19 protein-coding genes are annotated in these 14279 nt (G+C 63.3%); 9 read left to right on the top strand and 10 right to left on the bottom strand.

Translation table 11 applies throughout. The features are described 5' to 3' along the window. From lptB to GTP41_RS11765, 5 genes are all read left to right on the top strand, one after another. Entirely contained in the window at positions 1–756 is a 756-nt protein-coding gene (gene lptB, locus GTP41_RS11785; RefSeq protein ID WP_161025774.1) for an LPS export ABC transporter ATP-binding protein, read from the top strand. A 9-nt stretch (positions 757–765) separates the two neighbouring features. Beyond that, positions 766–2253 carry an RNA polymerase factor sigma-54 gene (locus GTP41_RS11780; protein ID WP_161025773.1) on the top strand — a complete coding sequence of 496 codons (1488 nt, stop codon included), beginning with the start codon at positions 766–768 and terminating at the stop codon, positions 2251–2253. Positions 2254–2320: 67 nt separating this feature from the next. Further along, complete coding sequence (gene hpf, locus GTP41_RS11775) at positions 2321–2680, top strand: ribosome hibernation-promoting factor, HPF/YfiA family (protein WP_161025772.1); 360 nt, start codon at positions 2321–2323, stop codon at positions 2678–2680. A 68-nt stretch (positions 2681–2748) separates the two neighbouring features. Next, positions 2749–3834, top strand: coding sequence for an enoyl-CoA hydratase/isomerase family protein (locus tag GTP41_RS11770; protein ID WP_161025771.1), 1086 nt, complete (start codon positions 2749–2751; stop codon positions 3832–3834). Then, on the top strand, positions 3831–4292 hold the full coding sequence (locus tag GTP41_RS11765) for an Lrp/AsnC family transcriptional regulator (protein ID WP_161025770.1): 462 nt from the start codon (positions 3831–3833) through the stop codon (positions 4290–4292). Before GTP41_RS11770 ends, GTP41_RS11765 begins: the two co-directional genes overlap by 4 nt. Here the strand turns inward: GTP41_RS11765 and GTP41_RS11760 are convergent. From GTP41_RS11760 to GTP41_RS11745, 4 genes are all read right to left on the bottom strand, one after another. After that, positions 4289–5302 carry a metal-dependent hydrolase gene (locus tag GTP41_RS11760; protein WP_161025769.1) on the bottom strand — a complete coding sequence of 338 codons (1014 nt, stop codon included), beginning with the start codon at positions 5300–5302 and terminating at the stop codon, positions 4289–4291. The two genes, GTP41_RS11765 and GTP41_RS11760, sit on opposite strands and share 4 nt — an antisense overlap. Before the next feature lie 4 nt (positions 5303–5306). Continuing rightward, positions 5307–6098: a hypothetical protein gene (locus GTP41_RS11755; protein WP_161025768.1), complete on the bottom strand. Its 792-nt coding sequence runs from the start codon at positions 6096–6098 to the stop codon at positions 5307–5309. Continuing rightward, complete coding sequence (locus GTP41_RS11750) at positions 6095–6421, bottom strand: hypothetical protein (protein ID WP_161025767.1); 327 nt, start codon at positions 6419–6421, stop codon at positions 6095–6097. Before GTP41_RS11750 ends, GTP41_RS11755 begins: the two co-directional genes overlap by 4 nt. Before the next feature lie 71 nt (positions 6422–6492). Further along, entirely contained in the window at positions 6493–6843 is a 351-nt protein-coding gene (locus tag GTP41_RS11745; protein WP_161025766.1) for a hypothetical protein, read from the bottom strand. Between the two features lie 111 nt (positions 6844–6954). On the opposite strand from GTP41_RS11745, the gene GTP41_RS11740 reads away from it, so the two are divergent. From GTP41_RS11740 to GTP41_RS11730, 3 genes are all read left to right on the top strand, one after another. Next, positions 6955–7329, top strand: coding sequence for a VOC family protein (locus tag GTP41_RS11740; RefSeq protein ID WP_161025765.1), 375 nt, complete (start codon positions 6955–6957; stop codon positions 7327–7329). A gap of 76 nt (positions 7330–7405) precedes the next feature. Beyond that, a complete protein-coding gene (locus GTP41_RS11735; protein WP_202419707.1) occupies positions 7406–7900 on the top strand; it encodes an arsinothricin resistance N-acetyltransferase ArsN1 family B in 495 nt (164 codons plus the stop codon). A gap of 13 nt (positions 7901–7913) precedes the next feature. Beyond that, entirely contained in the window at positions 7914–8396 is a 483-nt protein-coding gene (locus GTP41_RS11730; protein ID WP_161025764.1) for a hypothetical protein, read from the top strand. On the opposite strand, the gene rapZ is transcribed toward GTP41_RS11730, so the two are convergent. From rapZ to ilvA, 5 genes are all read right to left on the bottom strand, one after another. Continuing rightward, entirely contained in the window at positions 8356–9219 is an 864-nt protein-coding gene (rapZ, locus tag GTP41_RS11725; protein ID WP_161025763.1) for an RNase adapter RapZ, read from the bottom strand. The two genes, GTP41_RS11730 and rapZ, sit on opposite strands and share 41 nt — an antisense overlap. A 16-nt stretch (positions 9220–9235) precedes the next feature. Next, the gene (hprK, locus tag GTP41_RS11720) at positions 9236–10171 is read right to left on the bottom strand and encodes an HPr(Ser) kinase/phosphatase (protein WP_028101576.1); all 936 of its coding nucleotides are present in this window, start codon (positions 10169–10171) and stop codon (positions 9236–9238) included. 3 nt (positions 10172–10174) lie between these two features. Then, on the bottom strand, positions 10175–10657 hold the full coding sequence (locus tag GTP41_RS11715; protein WP_161025762.1) for a PTS sugar transporter subunit IIA: 483 nt from the start codon (positions 10655–10657) through the stop codon (positions 10175–10177). 95 nt (positions 10658–10752) lie between these two features. Beyond that, positions 10753–11583, bottom strand: coding sequence for an NADPH-dependent 7-cyano-7-deazaguanine reductase QueF (gene queF, locus GTP41_RS11710; protein ID WP_161025761.1), 831 nt, complete (start codon positions 11581–11583; stop codon positions 10753–10755). A gap of 189 nt (positions 11584–11772) precedes the next feature. Beyond that, positions 11773–13305 (bottom strand): threonine ammonia-lyase, biosynthetic, encoded by a 1533-nt coding sequence (gene ilvA, locus GTP41_RS11705; RefSeq protein ID WP_161025760.1) that lies wholly within the window; start codon positions 13303–13305, stop codon positions 11773–11775. Positions 13306–13444: 139 nt separating this feature from the next. Between ilvA and GTP41_RS11700 the strand changes: the two genes are divergently transcribed. Then, on the top strand, positions 13445–13939 hold the full coding sequence (locus tag GTP41_RS11700) for a YqaA family protein (protein WP_161025759.1): 495 nt from the start codon (positions 13445–13447) through the stop codon (positions 13937–13939). Here the strand turns inward: GTP41_RS11700 and GTP41_RS11695 are convergent. Then, the gene (locus GTP41_RS11695) at positions 13936–14187 is read right to left on the bottom strand and encodes a hypothetical protein (protein ID WP_161025758.1); all 252 of its coding nucleotides are present in this window, start codon (positions 14185–14187) and stop codon (positions 13936–13938) included. The two genes, GTP41_RS11700 and GTP41_RS11695, sit on opposite strands and share 4 nt — an antisense overlap. Between the last annotated feature and the right edge of the window lie 92 nt (positions 14188–14279).

The raw sequence follows: 14279 nt of genomic DNA, 5'->3' as shown, positions 1-14279 counted from the left end.
ATGGAAGCCAATACCTGCGCCAGCACGCTGGTCGTGCGCGGCCTCCAGAAAACCTACGGCAAGCGCCAGGTGGTGCACGACGTCTCGCTGCAAGTCGACTGCGGCGAAGTGGTCGGCCTGCTGGGCCCCAACGGCGCCGGCAAGACCACCTCCTTCTACATGATCGTGGGCCTGGTGGCGTCCGACGCCGGCACCATCGACATCGGCGGCACCGACGTGTCCAGCCTGCCGATCCACAAGCGCGCCACCCTGGGCATTTCCTACCTGCCGCAGGAAGCGTCGGTGTTCCGCAAGCTGACGGTGGAGGAGAACATCCGCGCCGTGCTGGAGATCCAGCAGGTGGACGGCAAGCCGCTGGCCAAGGCCGACATCGACCAGCGCCTGGAGTCCTTGCTGGCTGACTTGCAGATTGAAAAGCTGCGCGAAAGCCAGGCCCTGTCGCTTTCGGGCGGCGAGCGGCGCCGGGTGGAGATTGCGCGCGCCCTGGCCACCAATCCGCGCTTCGTGCTGCTGGACGAACCGTTTGCCGGCGTCGACCCGATCGCCGTGATCGAAATCCAACGTATCGTACGTTTCCTGAAGGAGCGCAATATCGGTGTCCTCATCACCGACCATAATGTGCGTGAGACCCTTGGCATCTGCGACCGCGCCTACATCATCAACCAGGGCGCGGTGCTGGCCTCGGGCCGACCGGACGATATCATCGCCAACGAATCCGTGCGCCGGGTCTACCTCGGCGAACACTTCCGCATGTAAGCGAAGGCCATGAAACAGACACTGCAACTGCGAACCTCGCAACACCTGGCGCTGACGCCGCAGCTGCAGCAGTCGATCCGCCTGTTGCAGCTATCGACGCTGGAGCTGCACCAGGAACTGGAGCAGCTGCTCAGCGACAATCCGATGCTGGAACGCCTGGATGACCCGCTCGACCACTCGGTCCGCCTGCTGGCCGACGGCGCCATCAGCCAGGGCGCCGGCAACGACGCCGCCGCCACGCCGGAAGCCCCGGCGCCCGACGGCGCCGAAGCACCAGCCGCCGCCAGCGAAGGCGAAGCCTACGAAGGCGGCGACAATGAGATGAGCGGCAACGGTAACGACGACACCGACTGGAGCGCCAGCGCCGGCAGCAAGTCCGCCGACGACGAGGACAGCCGGCCGCAGCTGGAAGCCTCCGGCTGCACCCTGCGTGAACACCTGCTGGAGCAGATGCGCGTCACCGTGCAGGAGCTGCGCGACCGCGTCCTGATGGAAATGGTGATCGACGCGCTGGACGAAAACGGCTACCTGGAAGAGCCGCTGGAAGAAATCCACGCGCGCCTGCCGCCCGAGCTGGAAATCGAACTGGACGACCTGCGCTGCACCCTGGTGCTGCTGCAAAGCTTCGACCCGCCCGGCGTCGGCGCGCGCAACGCCGCCGAATGCCTGGCGCTGCAGATCAAGCGCATGCCCGGCGTGCCGCTGGTGACGCGCCGCATGGCGCTGACCATTGTCGAGAAGCACCTGACCTGGTTCGCGCAGCGCGAGTTCACCAAGCTGAAGAAAGCCCTCGACTGCGACGATGAGGACCTGCGCGAAGCGCAAGCCGTGATCCGCCAGTGCAACCCGCACCCGGGCGCCGAGTTCGACTGCGGCGAATCGGACTATGTCGTGCCCGACGTGATCGTCAAGAAAGGCCGCAGCGGCTGGCTGGTCACCCTGAACAACGACGTGGTGCCGCGCCTGCGCGTGAACGCCCTGTACGCCAACCTGCTCAAGCAGGGCAAGAACGAGTCGCAGATGAACGGCCAGCTGCAGGAAGCCAAGTGGCTGATCAAGAATATGCGTCAGCGTTTCGACACCATCCTGCGCGTGGCGGAAGCGATAGTAGAACGACAAAAGAATTTTTTCAGCCATGGCGCGGTCGCGATGCGCCCCCTTGTGTTGCGTGAAATAGCTGATACACTGGGACTACACGAGAGCACTATTTCTCGCGTAACAACTCAAAAATATATGCTCACCCCACACGGTATGTTTGAGTTGAAATATTTCTTTGGTAGCCACGTCGCGACCGAAGCTGGGGGTGAAGCTTCTTCGACTGCGATACGGGCACTGATCGTGCAATTGACAGGAGCTGAAGACCCGAAAAATCCTTTATCTGACAGTAAGATTGCGGACATGCTGGGAGAACAAGGCATGGTGATTGCGCGACGGACTGTTGCCAAATATCGAGAAGCGTTGAAAATCCCTCCGGTAAGCCTCCGCAAATCCTTGTAGTGCATGGGTTCCTCTGTGCGCCACGGCGTGCACGAACTCGAGAGCGACATCATCTTTAGGAGTGTGTATGAATCTCACCATCAGTGGACATCATGTCGAAGTGACCCCAGCCATCCGCGAGTACGTGCAGACCAAGCTGGAGCGAGTCAAGCGCCATTTCGATCAAGTAATCGATATTGCTGTCATCCTGACTGTAGATAACCTCACCGAGAAAGAGAAACGCCAGAAAGCGGAAATCAACCTGCGCATGTCTGGCAAAACTGTTTACGTCGAAAGCCTGTCGCAAGACCTCTATGCCGCCATCGACACCCTGATTGATAAACTGGATCGCCAGGTCATGAAATACAAAGACCGCGTGCAGAACCACAATCATGCGGCCATCAAGCACTTCCCGGACACGTACGAAGCACCCCCCACCGCCATGTAAAGGACTGGCCGTGTAGCACACCAAAGGGCGCAATTGGCGCCCTTTTTTGCGTGCGTTAGAATGCTCGCATGAGCGAATACGTCCAAACCCACATCTCGAACGGCACCGGCTTCATCACGCTGGACCGTCCCAAGGCATTGAACTCCCTGTCCCTCGACATGGTGCGCGCCATGACCCAGGCGCTGCTGGCATGGCGCGACGACGCCGGCGTGGCGGCCGTGGTCGTGCGCAGCAGCAGCGAACGCGCCCTGTGCGCCGGCGGCGACATCCGCTTCTTCCACGACGTGGGCCGCGCCAGCACGCAAGGCGGCAGCGCGCTGCTGGAGGACTTCTTCACCGAAGAATACGCGCTAAACCATTTGATCCATTTCTACCCCAAACCCTACGTCGCCCTGATGGACGGCGTGGTGATGGGCGGCGGCATGGGCATTGCCCAGGGCGGCCCGGAGTGCGGTGTGCGCATCGTTACCGGCCGCACCAAGATGGCCATGCCGGAGGTGAATATCGGCCTGTTCCCGGACGTGGGCGGCAGCCATTTCCTGTCGCACGCGCCGGGCCGGCTCGGCCTGTGGCTGGGCCTGACCGGCCTTACCGTCGGCGCCGCCGACGCGCTCTACCTCGACCTGGCCGACCACTTCGTGCCGGAGAGCGAACTGGGCGCGCTCACCGCCCTGGTCGAAGCCACGCCCGGCAAATCCCTGCGCGACGCCATCGCCGTCTTCGCCGGTCCGCACAATGCCTTCGCCGGCGACAGCGAGCTGGAAAAACAGCGCGCCCTGATCGACCAGCATTTCGCCGCCGGCAGCGTGCCCGCCATCATGCAATCGCTGCGCGGCGACAGCACGCCGTTCGCGCAAAAGTCGCTGAAAGCCATGGAGCTGCGCTCACCACTGATGATGTGCGTCACCCACGAACTGCTCCAGCGCGGCGCTGCGCTCGGCGTGGCCGACTGCCTGCGCATGGAGCGCAACCTGGTGCGCCGCAACTTCGAGCACGGCGAGATTTTCGAAGGCGTGCGCGCCCTGGTGATCGACAAGGACAACCAGCCGCAATGGAACCCCGCCACGCTGGCCGAGGTCACGCCCGACATGGTGGCGCGCTTCTTCGAACCCTGCTGGCCGGACTGGGCGCACCCGCTGCGCCACCTCGCATGAGGGAGCTGGACCGGATCGACCGCGGCATCCTGAACATCCTGCAAGAAGATGCCAGCACGCCCCTGCGCGAGATCGCGGAGCGCGTGCACTCCTCCGTCGCGACGTGCCAGCGCCGGATTGAAAAGCTGCGCGCCGACGGCGTGCTGGTGAAAGCCGTCGCCCTGGTCGACCGCGTGCTGGCCGGCCGCCCGCTGACGGTGTTCGTCTCGATCGAACTGGAAAAGCAGAACACCGACATCCTCAAGCAATTCGAACAGCGCATGCGGCTGCAGCCGGAGGTGATGTCCTGCTACGAAGTGGCGGGCGAATTCGACTTCCACCTGATCGTCACGGTGGAGTCGATGGAAGAGTACAGCCTGTTCACCCGGCGCGAATTCACGTCCCACCACAACGTCACCAACGTCAAGAGCCTGTTCGCCATGAACTGCTCCAAGTTCGAAACCAAGCTGACGCTCTAAGCCTCGCCGCGCACCTGCTCGAAGATGGTGGCGGGCGGCTTGGCCACGACGACCTTCCCGGGCAATGCTTGCTGGAGCAAGTGCGTCACCGCATCCTCCGCAGCGCCGTGCTGCAGTAATGCCAGGGTCAACGCCTCCCGCTGCGCCAGTGCGAAGCGGTAATAGCGATTGCCGCGTGGCCCGTAAATCTTGACTTGCTCGACCTCGGCCAGCGGAATCCGTTCCACAGCCCTGCGAAAGCCGGGATTGGCAAACAGCAGCACGCCTGCTTCAAGCGCCACGATCGGCGTCCCATCCGGCCCCGTGCGGCGCAGCTGGAAAAAGCGCGCCACGCCCATCGCCGCAATCACGCCTATCGTGCTTGCCAGGCGCCCGTCACCGGCGACATGCCACGCCACCACCAGCACAAACGCCGCGCAGTACAAGCCCATCTCGCGGGCCTTGGCGACAGGCTTGAAGACGCCGTTCGAAGTGACATGGAATGGCGGCAGGCGCGTTCGCAGCCCATAGGCAGCCCATAGCGCAGACAGGCAAGGCAGCCAGACCCACAGCAGCTCCGAGCGCAGCACCGCAAAGCCGCGCGGACCGAAGAAGGTTTCCAGCGACAGCGGCGACACCCGTATCGGGCGCACCGGGAAGAACAGGCGCTGCTCGCTGAACGGCCACCACCAGGCCGCCCCCAGCCCGCCGCTGGTCAGCATATCCAGCAAGGGATGCGAGGCGCAAGCGAACGACACGAACGCCATCGCGACCCAACGCCGCGCACCCAGCCACGGCGCGGCCAGCGCCGCCAAGGCCCCGAGCGCCAGCGCAAACAGCAGCGAATGCGACGCCCCGCGATGGCCGAACTGGTGCGCGTAGTCGACGCCGAGGCGGAAAGCGACAACATCCAGGTCCGGCACGATGGACGCCAGCATGCCCGCGACCAGCAGCCGGCGCGAGATCCATCCCCGGCCAAGCGCCAGGCCAACCGCCAGCGGAACGGCGGGATGTGAAAGTATGGTCGGCACGTTGCTACTCGGCGCGCCCGAACACAATGACCATGACAAACCAGAGAAGCGCCGTCGCGATGGTCGGCGCCAGCAGCGCAGCGACAACGGTCTGGAGCGCGCGCCGCACCCCGGTCAGGGGCAGGTGGCGGCTAAGCAGGTATTGCAGCGCGCCGCACATGGCCGGCGGCAGCAGCAGGACGACAGCATGCGTGGCCGGCGAAGGCTCGGCGCCACCCAGCACTAGCACCACGCCTGTGAACCAGGCCAATGCCGCCAGTGTGGCGATGCCAAAAGCCTTCAACGGACTCGTTCGCATAGTCCCATTCCCCCATTCAGTACGTTCAAAAAAATGCCCACGCGGCCACAGCAGCCGCGCCGCCTCGCCATAACGCTGCACCTCCGCCGGCGACATGCCTTTCGCCCGCGCCCAAATGCGCCAGCGATAGACCGCCACCGACCACCACGACCAGGCCAGCACAAAGCCAGCGCCCAGCGCAGCGAACTGCGGCCACGGCGGCTCAAGGGTGAAGAAAGTCTGCATGACCAGCAAAGGGCCCAGCATCAGCGGCACCACGGGCCCGTTGACCAGCAACTGGCCGAGCCGCGTGATACGCTCATGCGCCTTCTTTCGCTTGCTGCGCCGGTCCGGCTGAAACATGCTCCACACCCAGAGCAGGGCGTACGCCGCCAGCATCAGGCCCAGCAAGGTAGTGCGATACGGCGTGGCGAGCCAATCCGACAGCGTTACCGCCGCGACGACGAGCGCCAGGACGCCGCCGAGCAGCGGCAGCGAAGCAAGCAGCCTGCGGATCACGCCGGCGGGCACTCAACGGGCGGCAACGGCCCGAACACCACTTCCGTATCGGCCGGCCCCGACGTCTGCACGATATACACGACCTTCGCCGCGCTATCGACAAACATCATATGCGCCCGACCACCCGGCGCGATGCCCGGTGTCGAGAGCGTGATATGGCGCGTCTCCCGCAAATGCTCCGGCAGCTTGGCCACAGTCGGCCAATTGCCGCGCGCACCCGAAGGCGACACGAAGCCGCGATAATGCGCAGCCGTGCATTGCCAGAGAGGATCCGGCACAGAAGGTGCAGCGCCCAGCGCCGCCGCAAGCAGAAGGGAGACCATAGCCCGATATTAAATCAAAATTCGGGGTCAGGTCTGACAATCGGACAAGAACGCGGTTTCTTTGATATTTCTCAAGACGTTTCCGGGCAGGCCCAAACGGTTTCGGTCTCGGCATCGTGGCCATGGGCGCGCATCTGGATGCAAACTGGATAGTCGCCCCGCGTCAGGACGGAGATCGTGCAGCGCGATGTCCGCCAGTCGTAAATGGAGAGCCCAAAGTCCAGGGCTCCGAACTGCCACGGCCGTCCAATGGCGTCGAAGATGCGTTCAATCGGCACCCCGGCAACGTTTGCGGGGTTCCGGAAGAAGTCTTCAATGTGGTCAGGGAAGAGCTGCGCCGCCGGCCGGCGCGACGGCGTGGCAATGGCCCAAATAACGGTTGCAGCAAGAAGTCCGCCGACGATCAGGAACAGGGTAGTCATTGCCGCCCATCCTAGCATGTGAGAAATTTTCCCGTTGCCATGGATGAATTCGGGAAACCATATCAGCCACGGTGCTTAAGATGAGCGCTCGCCGTTTGAAAGGAGAGCATCATGATTGACCACGTATCCATTGCCACCCGCGACCTGCCGCGCGCCGTGGAGTTCTACAAAGCCTGTCTCGAGCCGCTGGGCTACAGCGTGCAGCACCAGGACGACGGGCAGGCCATTTTCGGCGCGGAAGGCCATTGGGCTTTCGCCATCTACCCGGCGCAAGGCGACGCGCCGCTGATCGGCCAGCGCGGGCACATCGCCATCAAAGCCCCCTCGCAGCTGGCGACGCACGCCTTCCACGCCAACGCCATGGCGCAGGGCGCGACCTCGCTGCGCACGCCCGGCCTGCGCCCGGACGTCAACGAGCGCTATTTTGGGACGATGATCACCGATCCTGACCAGCACACGATCGAAGTGGTGCATTGGCTGACCTGATTTGGTGCACGGGCCGGTCCTGCGGCTGGCCCGCATCTTGCAATACCGCTTGGGTCATCCACCTTATCCAAGCCACATGACCATCATCCGCTCAGCCCACCCGGCCGATGCCGCCGCCATCGCGGCGATCTACAACCACTACGTCGCCACCAGCGCCATCACCTTCGAAGAGTCCGATGTCGCTATCGACGACATGGCCCACCGCATCACCAAAGTGATTTCCTCCAAGCTGCCCTGGCTCGTGCTCGAAGAAGAAGGCAAGATCCTCGGCTACGCCTACGCCAGCAAATGGAAGGAACGCTCGGCCTACCGCTTCTCCGTCGAAAGTTCGATCTACCTGCACCGCGACGCGCGCGGCAAAGGCCATGCGCGCAAGCTGTACCAGCACTTGTTCAACCTGCTGCGCCAGAGCGGCGTGCATCTGGTGATCGGCGGCGTGGCGCTGCCGAACGAGGCCAGCGTGGGCCTGCATGAAAAGATGGGTTTCCAGCCGGTCGGCGCCTTCAAGGAAGTCGGCCGCAAGTTCGGGCGCTGGATCGACGTCGGCTATTGGCAGCTTCGCCTGGAGTGATTAAACTGCGGCAATGAAGAAAATTTTCCTTGCGGTAACTCTTTCCTTGCCGCTGACGGCCCTCGCGGCCCCGGCCACAAGTGCATCGCAAGCCGAGTTGGCGTTGATGACGGAGACGGCTTGTCCCGACGTCGCGGCGCTGTACCAGCCGGCGAGCGAGACCAAGATCATCGAGCAGCCCGGCCAGGAGCCGCGCAAGGTCGTCGTGCCGAAGTTCGGTGCGGCCCCGCCGCCGCTGCACAGCGCCGTGATGGCGCTGGCTTTGCACATGGCGCCGCAGGCGGAAAGCTTGCCGCCGCAGTCCGGCGTGTTCCAGGCCATGGGCGCCACGGCCATGCAGGACAACACCTACCGTAGCGCCTTCATGCGCTGCGATTTGTCGGAGCTTTGGGTGGTGTCGCGCGGCGGCTTTAGCAACAGCACACGCTGGCATGGGCCCTACAAGCTGGCGGACGTTATGACTGCTCGCGGTGACGCAGCACCACCGTTTCCGTAGGCTGGAAGTGCTTGGCCAGGCGTTCGGCCATATACACTGAGCGGTGCTGGCCGCCGGTGCAGCCCACTGCCACAGTCAGGTAGGAGCGGTTGTCCTTCTTGAAGTGCGGCAGCCACTTGGTGACAAAGCCTTTGATGTCCTGGAACATCTCCTCCGCGCTTTCCTGCGCATCGAGGAAGGCGATCACCGGCGCATCGCGCCCGTTCAATGGGCGCAGCGCGAGGTCGTAGTAGGGATTCGGAATCGCGCGCACGTCGAACACAAAATCGGCATCGAGCGGCACGCCCAGCTTGAAGGCGAACGATTCGAAGAACAGCGTCAGCGGCGCGTTCTCGCTGTGTACCAGGTCCTTGATCCACGCGCGCAGCTTGTTGGCGCTCATCTCCGAGGTATCAATTACGTGGCCCAGTTGCTGGATCGCCGACAAGCGTTCGCGCTCCTCGGCGATGCACTCAATCAGGGTGCGGCGCGCGGCGGGGTTCTGGCCCGGCGCCAGCTCGTGCGATAGCGGGTGGCTGCGGCGCGTTTCGGAAAAGCGCGCCACCAGCGAATGCGTATTGGCCGTCAGGAAGATGATCTTCACCTCATGGCCGTCTTCGATCAGCTTGCGGAATTCGCCGGGCAGGCTGGCCAGGTTGGAGGCGCTGCGCGCATCGACTGCCACCGCCAGGGCTTCCGTGCCTTCGGCATCCAGGCGCTCCACCAGGTCTGGCAGCAGTACCGGCGGCAGGTTGTCGACGCAATAGTGCCCGGTGTCTTCGAGCACGTTGAGCGCTACGGATTTGCCGGAGCCGGAGATACCGGTGATGAGGACGATTCGCATGCGGCCGATGATACCATCAGTCACCGCTCATGGCCTGGCGTTGCCGTTCCATGAATTCTTGCAGGGTATCGATGCCGCGCAGTTGCAGGATGGTGTTGCGCACCGCGGCTTCCAGCAGCACCGCGATGTTGCGGCCGGCCGCCACCGGGATCACGACTTTGCGGATCGGCAGGCCCAGCACGTCTTCGGTCGGGAACTGGAACGGCAGGCGCTCCACTTCCTCTTCCAGCGCCGAGCGGCGCACCAGGTGCACGATCAGCTTCAGGCGCATTTTGCGGCGCACGGCGGTCTCGCCGAAGATCGCCTTGATGTCGAGCAGGCCCAGGCCGCGCACTTCCAGCAGGTTTTGCAGCAGCGGCGGGCAGCGGCCTTCGATCATATTGGGCGCGATGCGCGCGAATTCCACGGCGTCGTCGGCCACCAGGCCGTGCGAACGTGAAATCAATTCAAGACCCAGCTCGGATTTGCCCAGGCCGGAGTCGCCGGTAATCAGCACGCCCACGCCCAGCACGTCCATGAAGACGCCGTGCATGATGATGCGTTGCGCCAGCTTTTTGGACAGGTAGACGCGCAGGAAGTCGATCACCTGCGCCGCCGGCAGCGGGGTGGAGAACAGCGGGATATTCTTTTCGTCGCAGATCGCCAGGATGTCGGGCGGCGTCTCCAGGCCTTGCGCGATGATCAGGGCCGGCGGACCGCCTGCGATCAGCTCACCGATCACATGGGCGCGCGTCAGCGATTTCAGGCGCTGGTAGTAGTTGATTTCCTGGTGGCCGAAAACCTGGATACGGCCCGGGTGGATCGTGTTCAGGTGGCCGACCTGGTCGGCCGCCGATGCCACGTCGCCGGAGATCAGCCGCTCGCCGCCCGGGAAGCCGGCGAACCAGCCCAGTTGCAGGGTTTCGCGATTGTCGTCGTACAGTCTCTGGATCGTCAGCGGCGTCTGCAGCATGGCTTATCCCGCCGCCTGCAGGCTAGGCTGCCAGTTGACGATGCGGCTGTGGACCGATTTCGGGTCCGGGTCTTCCGTCAGCGCGGTGCGGAAGGCGTCGTCCGAGAACATTTCCGCGATTTCGGACAGGATTTCCAGGTGCTGCTGCGTCACATGGTCCGGAATGAGCAGGAAGAACAGCAGGTTCACCGGCTTGCCGTCCGGCGATTCGAATGGAATCGGTTCGGCCAGGCGGACGAAGGCGGCCAGCGGCGCCTTCAGGCTCTTGGAACCCTTGATGCGCCCGTGCGGCACCGCCACGCCGTGACCCAGGCCGGTGGAGCCCAGGCGCTCACGCGCGAACAGGTTGTCGGAAACGGTGGAACGAGCAATGCCGCAATTGTTCTCAAAGATCAGGCCGGCTTGCTCGAACGCGCGCTTTTTACTGGAGACTTCCAGGTCGAGCTGGACGTTCTCTAGCGAAAGGATTTTGCTCAGGTTATTCATGACGCGACATTATGTGCAGGTGCGAGCGCATTATAGGCTTGTTTCTCAGCCGTGTAACTCGAAATTCACTGAATGTTTCCCTCTGGAAAAAGCCCTTACTGCCGGGCGTTGCGCAAATTGGACGGCCGCTGCGCACCACTAAAGTTGGTGCGCCATGGGTTGATATCAAGGCCGCCACGCCGGGTATAGCGCGCGTACACCGTCAGGTGTTGCGGCTGGCATTGGCGCAGGATGTCGGTAAAGATCCGCTCCACGCATTGTTCGTGGAATTCGTTGTGCTCGCGGAAACCAATCAGGTATTTGAGCAGGCTTTCCTGGTCGATTTGCGGGCCGTAGTAGCGGATCTGCACGCTGCCCCAGTCGGGCTGGCCGGTGACCAGGCAGTTCGACTTCAGCAGGTGCGAAACCAGGGTTTCTTCGACCGGCTGTTCATCGAAGTTGGCTTTCAGGGTTTCCGGCTGCGGCGAATAATTGTCGACTTCAATGTCCAGGCGGTCCAGCAGTTCGCCTTCCAGTTCGCCCATTTCCAGCTTGGCGAAGTCTTCCTGCATGGTCAGGGTGACGTGCACATTGGCGCCGGCGGCGGCGGACAGGTCTTGCTGCAGCAGGATCTTCAGCGCGTCGGGACCGGCCAGTTTGGTCTGGTTGAAGGAATTGAGGTAAAGCTTGAAAGATTTCGATTCGATCAAGTTGGGCGAGTCGGCCGGGATGCTGAAGCGCGCCACCGCGACTTGCGGCTTGCCGCGCATGTTCAGCCAGGACAGCTCGTAGCCGTTCCAGATGTCGACGCCGAAGAAGGGCAGGGTGCCTTGCAGGCCGAGTTCGTCACGCTTGCCCTGGCGCGGGATCGGGAACAGCAGCTCTGGGGCGTAGTCGGTGCGGTAGGCGGAGGTCTTGCCGAGGGGGGAGTGTTCGGGGAGGTTCATGTTGGCAGTTTACCTGAAACCCGGTAAGGCGGGGTCTGACCCGCAGGGTCAGACCCCCAACGGTTTCGCGGCCTCAAGGTCGGGTTTAAGGCCTTTGACTTTCGGCGAAGATCAACGGCGCACAAGCAGCACCCACGGCGGTCGATCTGACGGGGTCTGGCCCTTGGGTCAGACCCCGGCTTACCGGGGTTACAGGAACAGCTTATACACCGGATTCTGCGACTCATCCCAATAGCGATACCCCAAGGTCGCCAGGAACTGCGCAAACTTCTCCATATCCTGCGGCGGCACCTGCAAGCCGATCAAGATCCGCCCCACATCCCCGCCTTGCGAGCGATAGTGGCACAGCGAGATATTCCACTCCGGCTCCATCGAATCGAGGAAGCGCATCAGCGCCCCCGGGCGCTCCGGGAATTCAAACCGGTACAGCAGCTCGTCGCGCGCCAGCTCGCTCTTGCCGCCCACCAGGTGCCGCAGGTGCGACTTGGCCAGTTCATCATGCGTCAGGTCCAGCGTCCGGAAATCATTCTCCTCAAAGCGCCGCGCAATGGCCGACGATTCGCTGCGGTCCGCAATCTGCACGCCGACAAAGACATGGGCCGCTTCCTTGTCGCTGATACGGTAATTGAACTCCGTCACATTGCGCGCCCCCACCAGGCCGCAGAAGCGCTTGAAGGTGCCGCGCTGCTCCGGAATCGTCACCGCGAACACCGCCTCGCGCGCCTCGCCCAGCTCCGCGCGCTCCGCCACAAAGCGCAAGCGGTCGAAGTTCATATTCGCGCCGCTGCACACCGTCACCAGGGTTTCGCCCCGTACCGGATACTTGCTCATTTCCGCGCGCTCCACATAAGCCTTGGCGCCGGCAATCGCCAGCGCGCCGGAAGGCTCCAGGATCGAACGCGTATCGGTGAACACATCCTTGATTGCCGCGCAGATCGCGTCGGTATCGACCACGATCACCTCGTCCACGAATTGCTGCGCCAGGCGGAAGGTTTCTTCGCCCACCAGGCGCACGGCGGTGCCGTCGGCGAACAGGCCGACATCGGACAAGGTCACGCGCTCGCCCGCCTTGATCGAGCGGCCCATGGCATCCGAATCCATGGTTTGCACGCCGATGACCTTGATATCCGGCCGCAGCTGCTTCACATAGGTCGCGACGCCGGCAATCAGCCCGCCGCCGCCGATCGGCACGAAGATGGCGTGGATCGGGCCGGAATGCTGGCGCAGGATTTCCATGGCGATGGTGCCCTGGCCGGCGATCACTTCGGGATCGTCGAACGGGTGCACGAAGGTCAGCTTCTGCTCTTTTTCGAGTTGCAGGGCGTGGTTGTAGGCGTCGGTATAGGATTCGCCGTGCAGCACCACTTCCACGCTGGCGCCGCCGCGGCGGCGCACGGATTCGACTTTCAGCTGCGGCGTGGTGGCCGGCATGACGATCAGGGCGCGGCAGCCAAGTTTGGCGGCCGACAGCGCAACGCCCTGCGCATGGTTGCCTGCGGAGGCGCAAATGACGCCGCGCTTCAATTGCGCGTCGCTCAGATTCGCCATCTTGTTGTAAGCGCCGCGTACCTTGAAGCTAAAGACGTCCTGCATGTCCTCGCGCTTGAAGTAAATCTGGTTGCCGATTCGCTGCGACAGAATCGGCGCCAGTTCGAGCGGGGTTTCATGGGCCACGTCATAGACGCGGGAGGTCAGGATTTTCTTCAGGTAGTCGATAGTCATGATTTGCAAAGGAAAAGGTTGGTGCAAAGACTGTCAACGGCGGGTAACCGGAGGTGGATGCACGCCTGCGCCGCGGGTATGCGGGATCGCAGGATGTCTAACGTGCTGGGTACTTGGTATGGATGATTATAATTGAGCCATGATTGAAAACGCTATCCGCTGGCTGTTGGACCTTATTGCGGCGCCCGAAGTGGGACTGACATCGGTCTTTGTCATCAGTTTCGTCTCGGCCACGCTGGTGCCCATGGGGTCCGAACCGGCCGTGTTCGCGGTCTGCAAAGCCAATCCTGCCATGTTCTGGCCGGCCATTGCGGTCGCCACCCTGGGCAATACCCTGGGCGGCATCGTCGATTACTGGCTCGGGTATTACGCCAAGAAGGCCTTCGCCAAGGAGCGCGAAAGCCGCTGGTTCGGCTGGCTGGCGCGCCATGGCGCCAAGACCATGCTGCTGTCCTGGGTGCCCGCCATCGGCGACCCGCTGTGCACGCTGGGCGGCTGGCTCAAGCTGCCTTTCTGGCCGTCGGTCATGTATATGGCGATCGGCAAGCTGGCGCGCTACCTCACCATGACCTCGCTGCTGCTGTTCGTGCCGGACGGCTTCTGGCGCTCGCTCGCCAATGTGCTGGGCGGCTAACCCGCCTTGCCGAAACCGCTCTTGATGCGCGGGCAGAAGGCCGGGTCTTTCTGCACGGCCGGCAGCATTTGCTCGCCCAGTTTGGCGCCGTTCTGCAGGGTCTGCTCGATCTTGGCGGCCGGCACGCCGCGCGCTTCCAGGCAGGCGCGCAGCAGCTTAACGCTGCTGGTGAGCTCCCGCTCGATGGCGGATTTGGGGACGCCGCAGGCTTCCGCGTAGCGCTCGGTGGTGGCAAAGTTCGACAACATGCCAAGGCTCATGTCGGTCGGCCCGCAGGGCGGGGCGGCAGGAGCGGCCCCAGCAACGCTGCTGGCGGCCAGTAGGAGTGGGGTCAGAAGAT

The organism is Pseudoduganella guangdongensis (genome assembly GCF_009857475.1).
GTDB classification, from domain to species: Bacteria; Pseudomonadota; Gammaproteobacteria; order Burkholderiales; family Burkholderiaceae_D; genus Rugamonas; species Rugamonas guangdongensis.
Note: the sequence above shows the minus strand (reverse complement) of the source record. Positions and strands in the feature narration are given on the sequence as shown.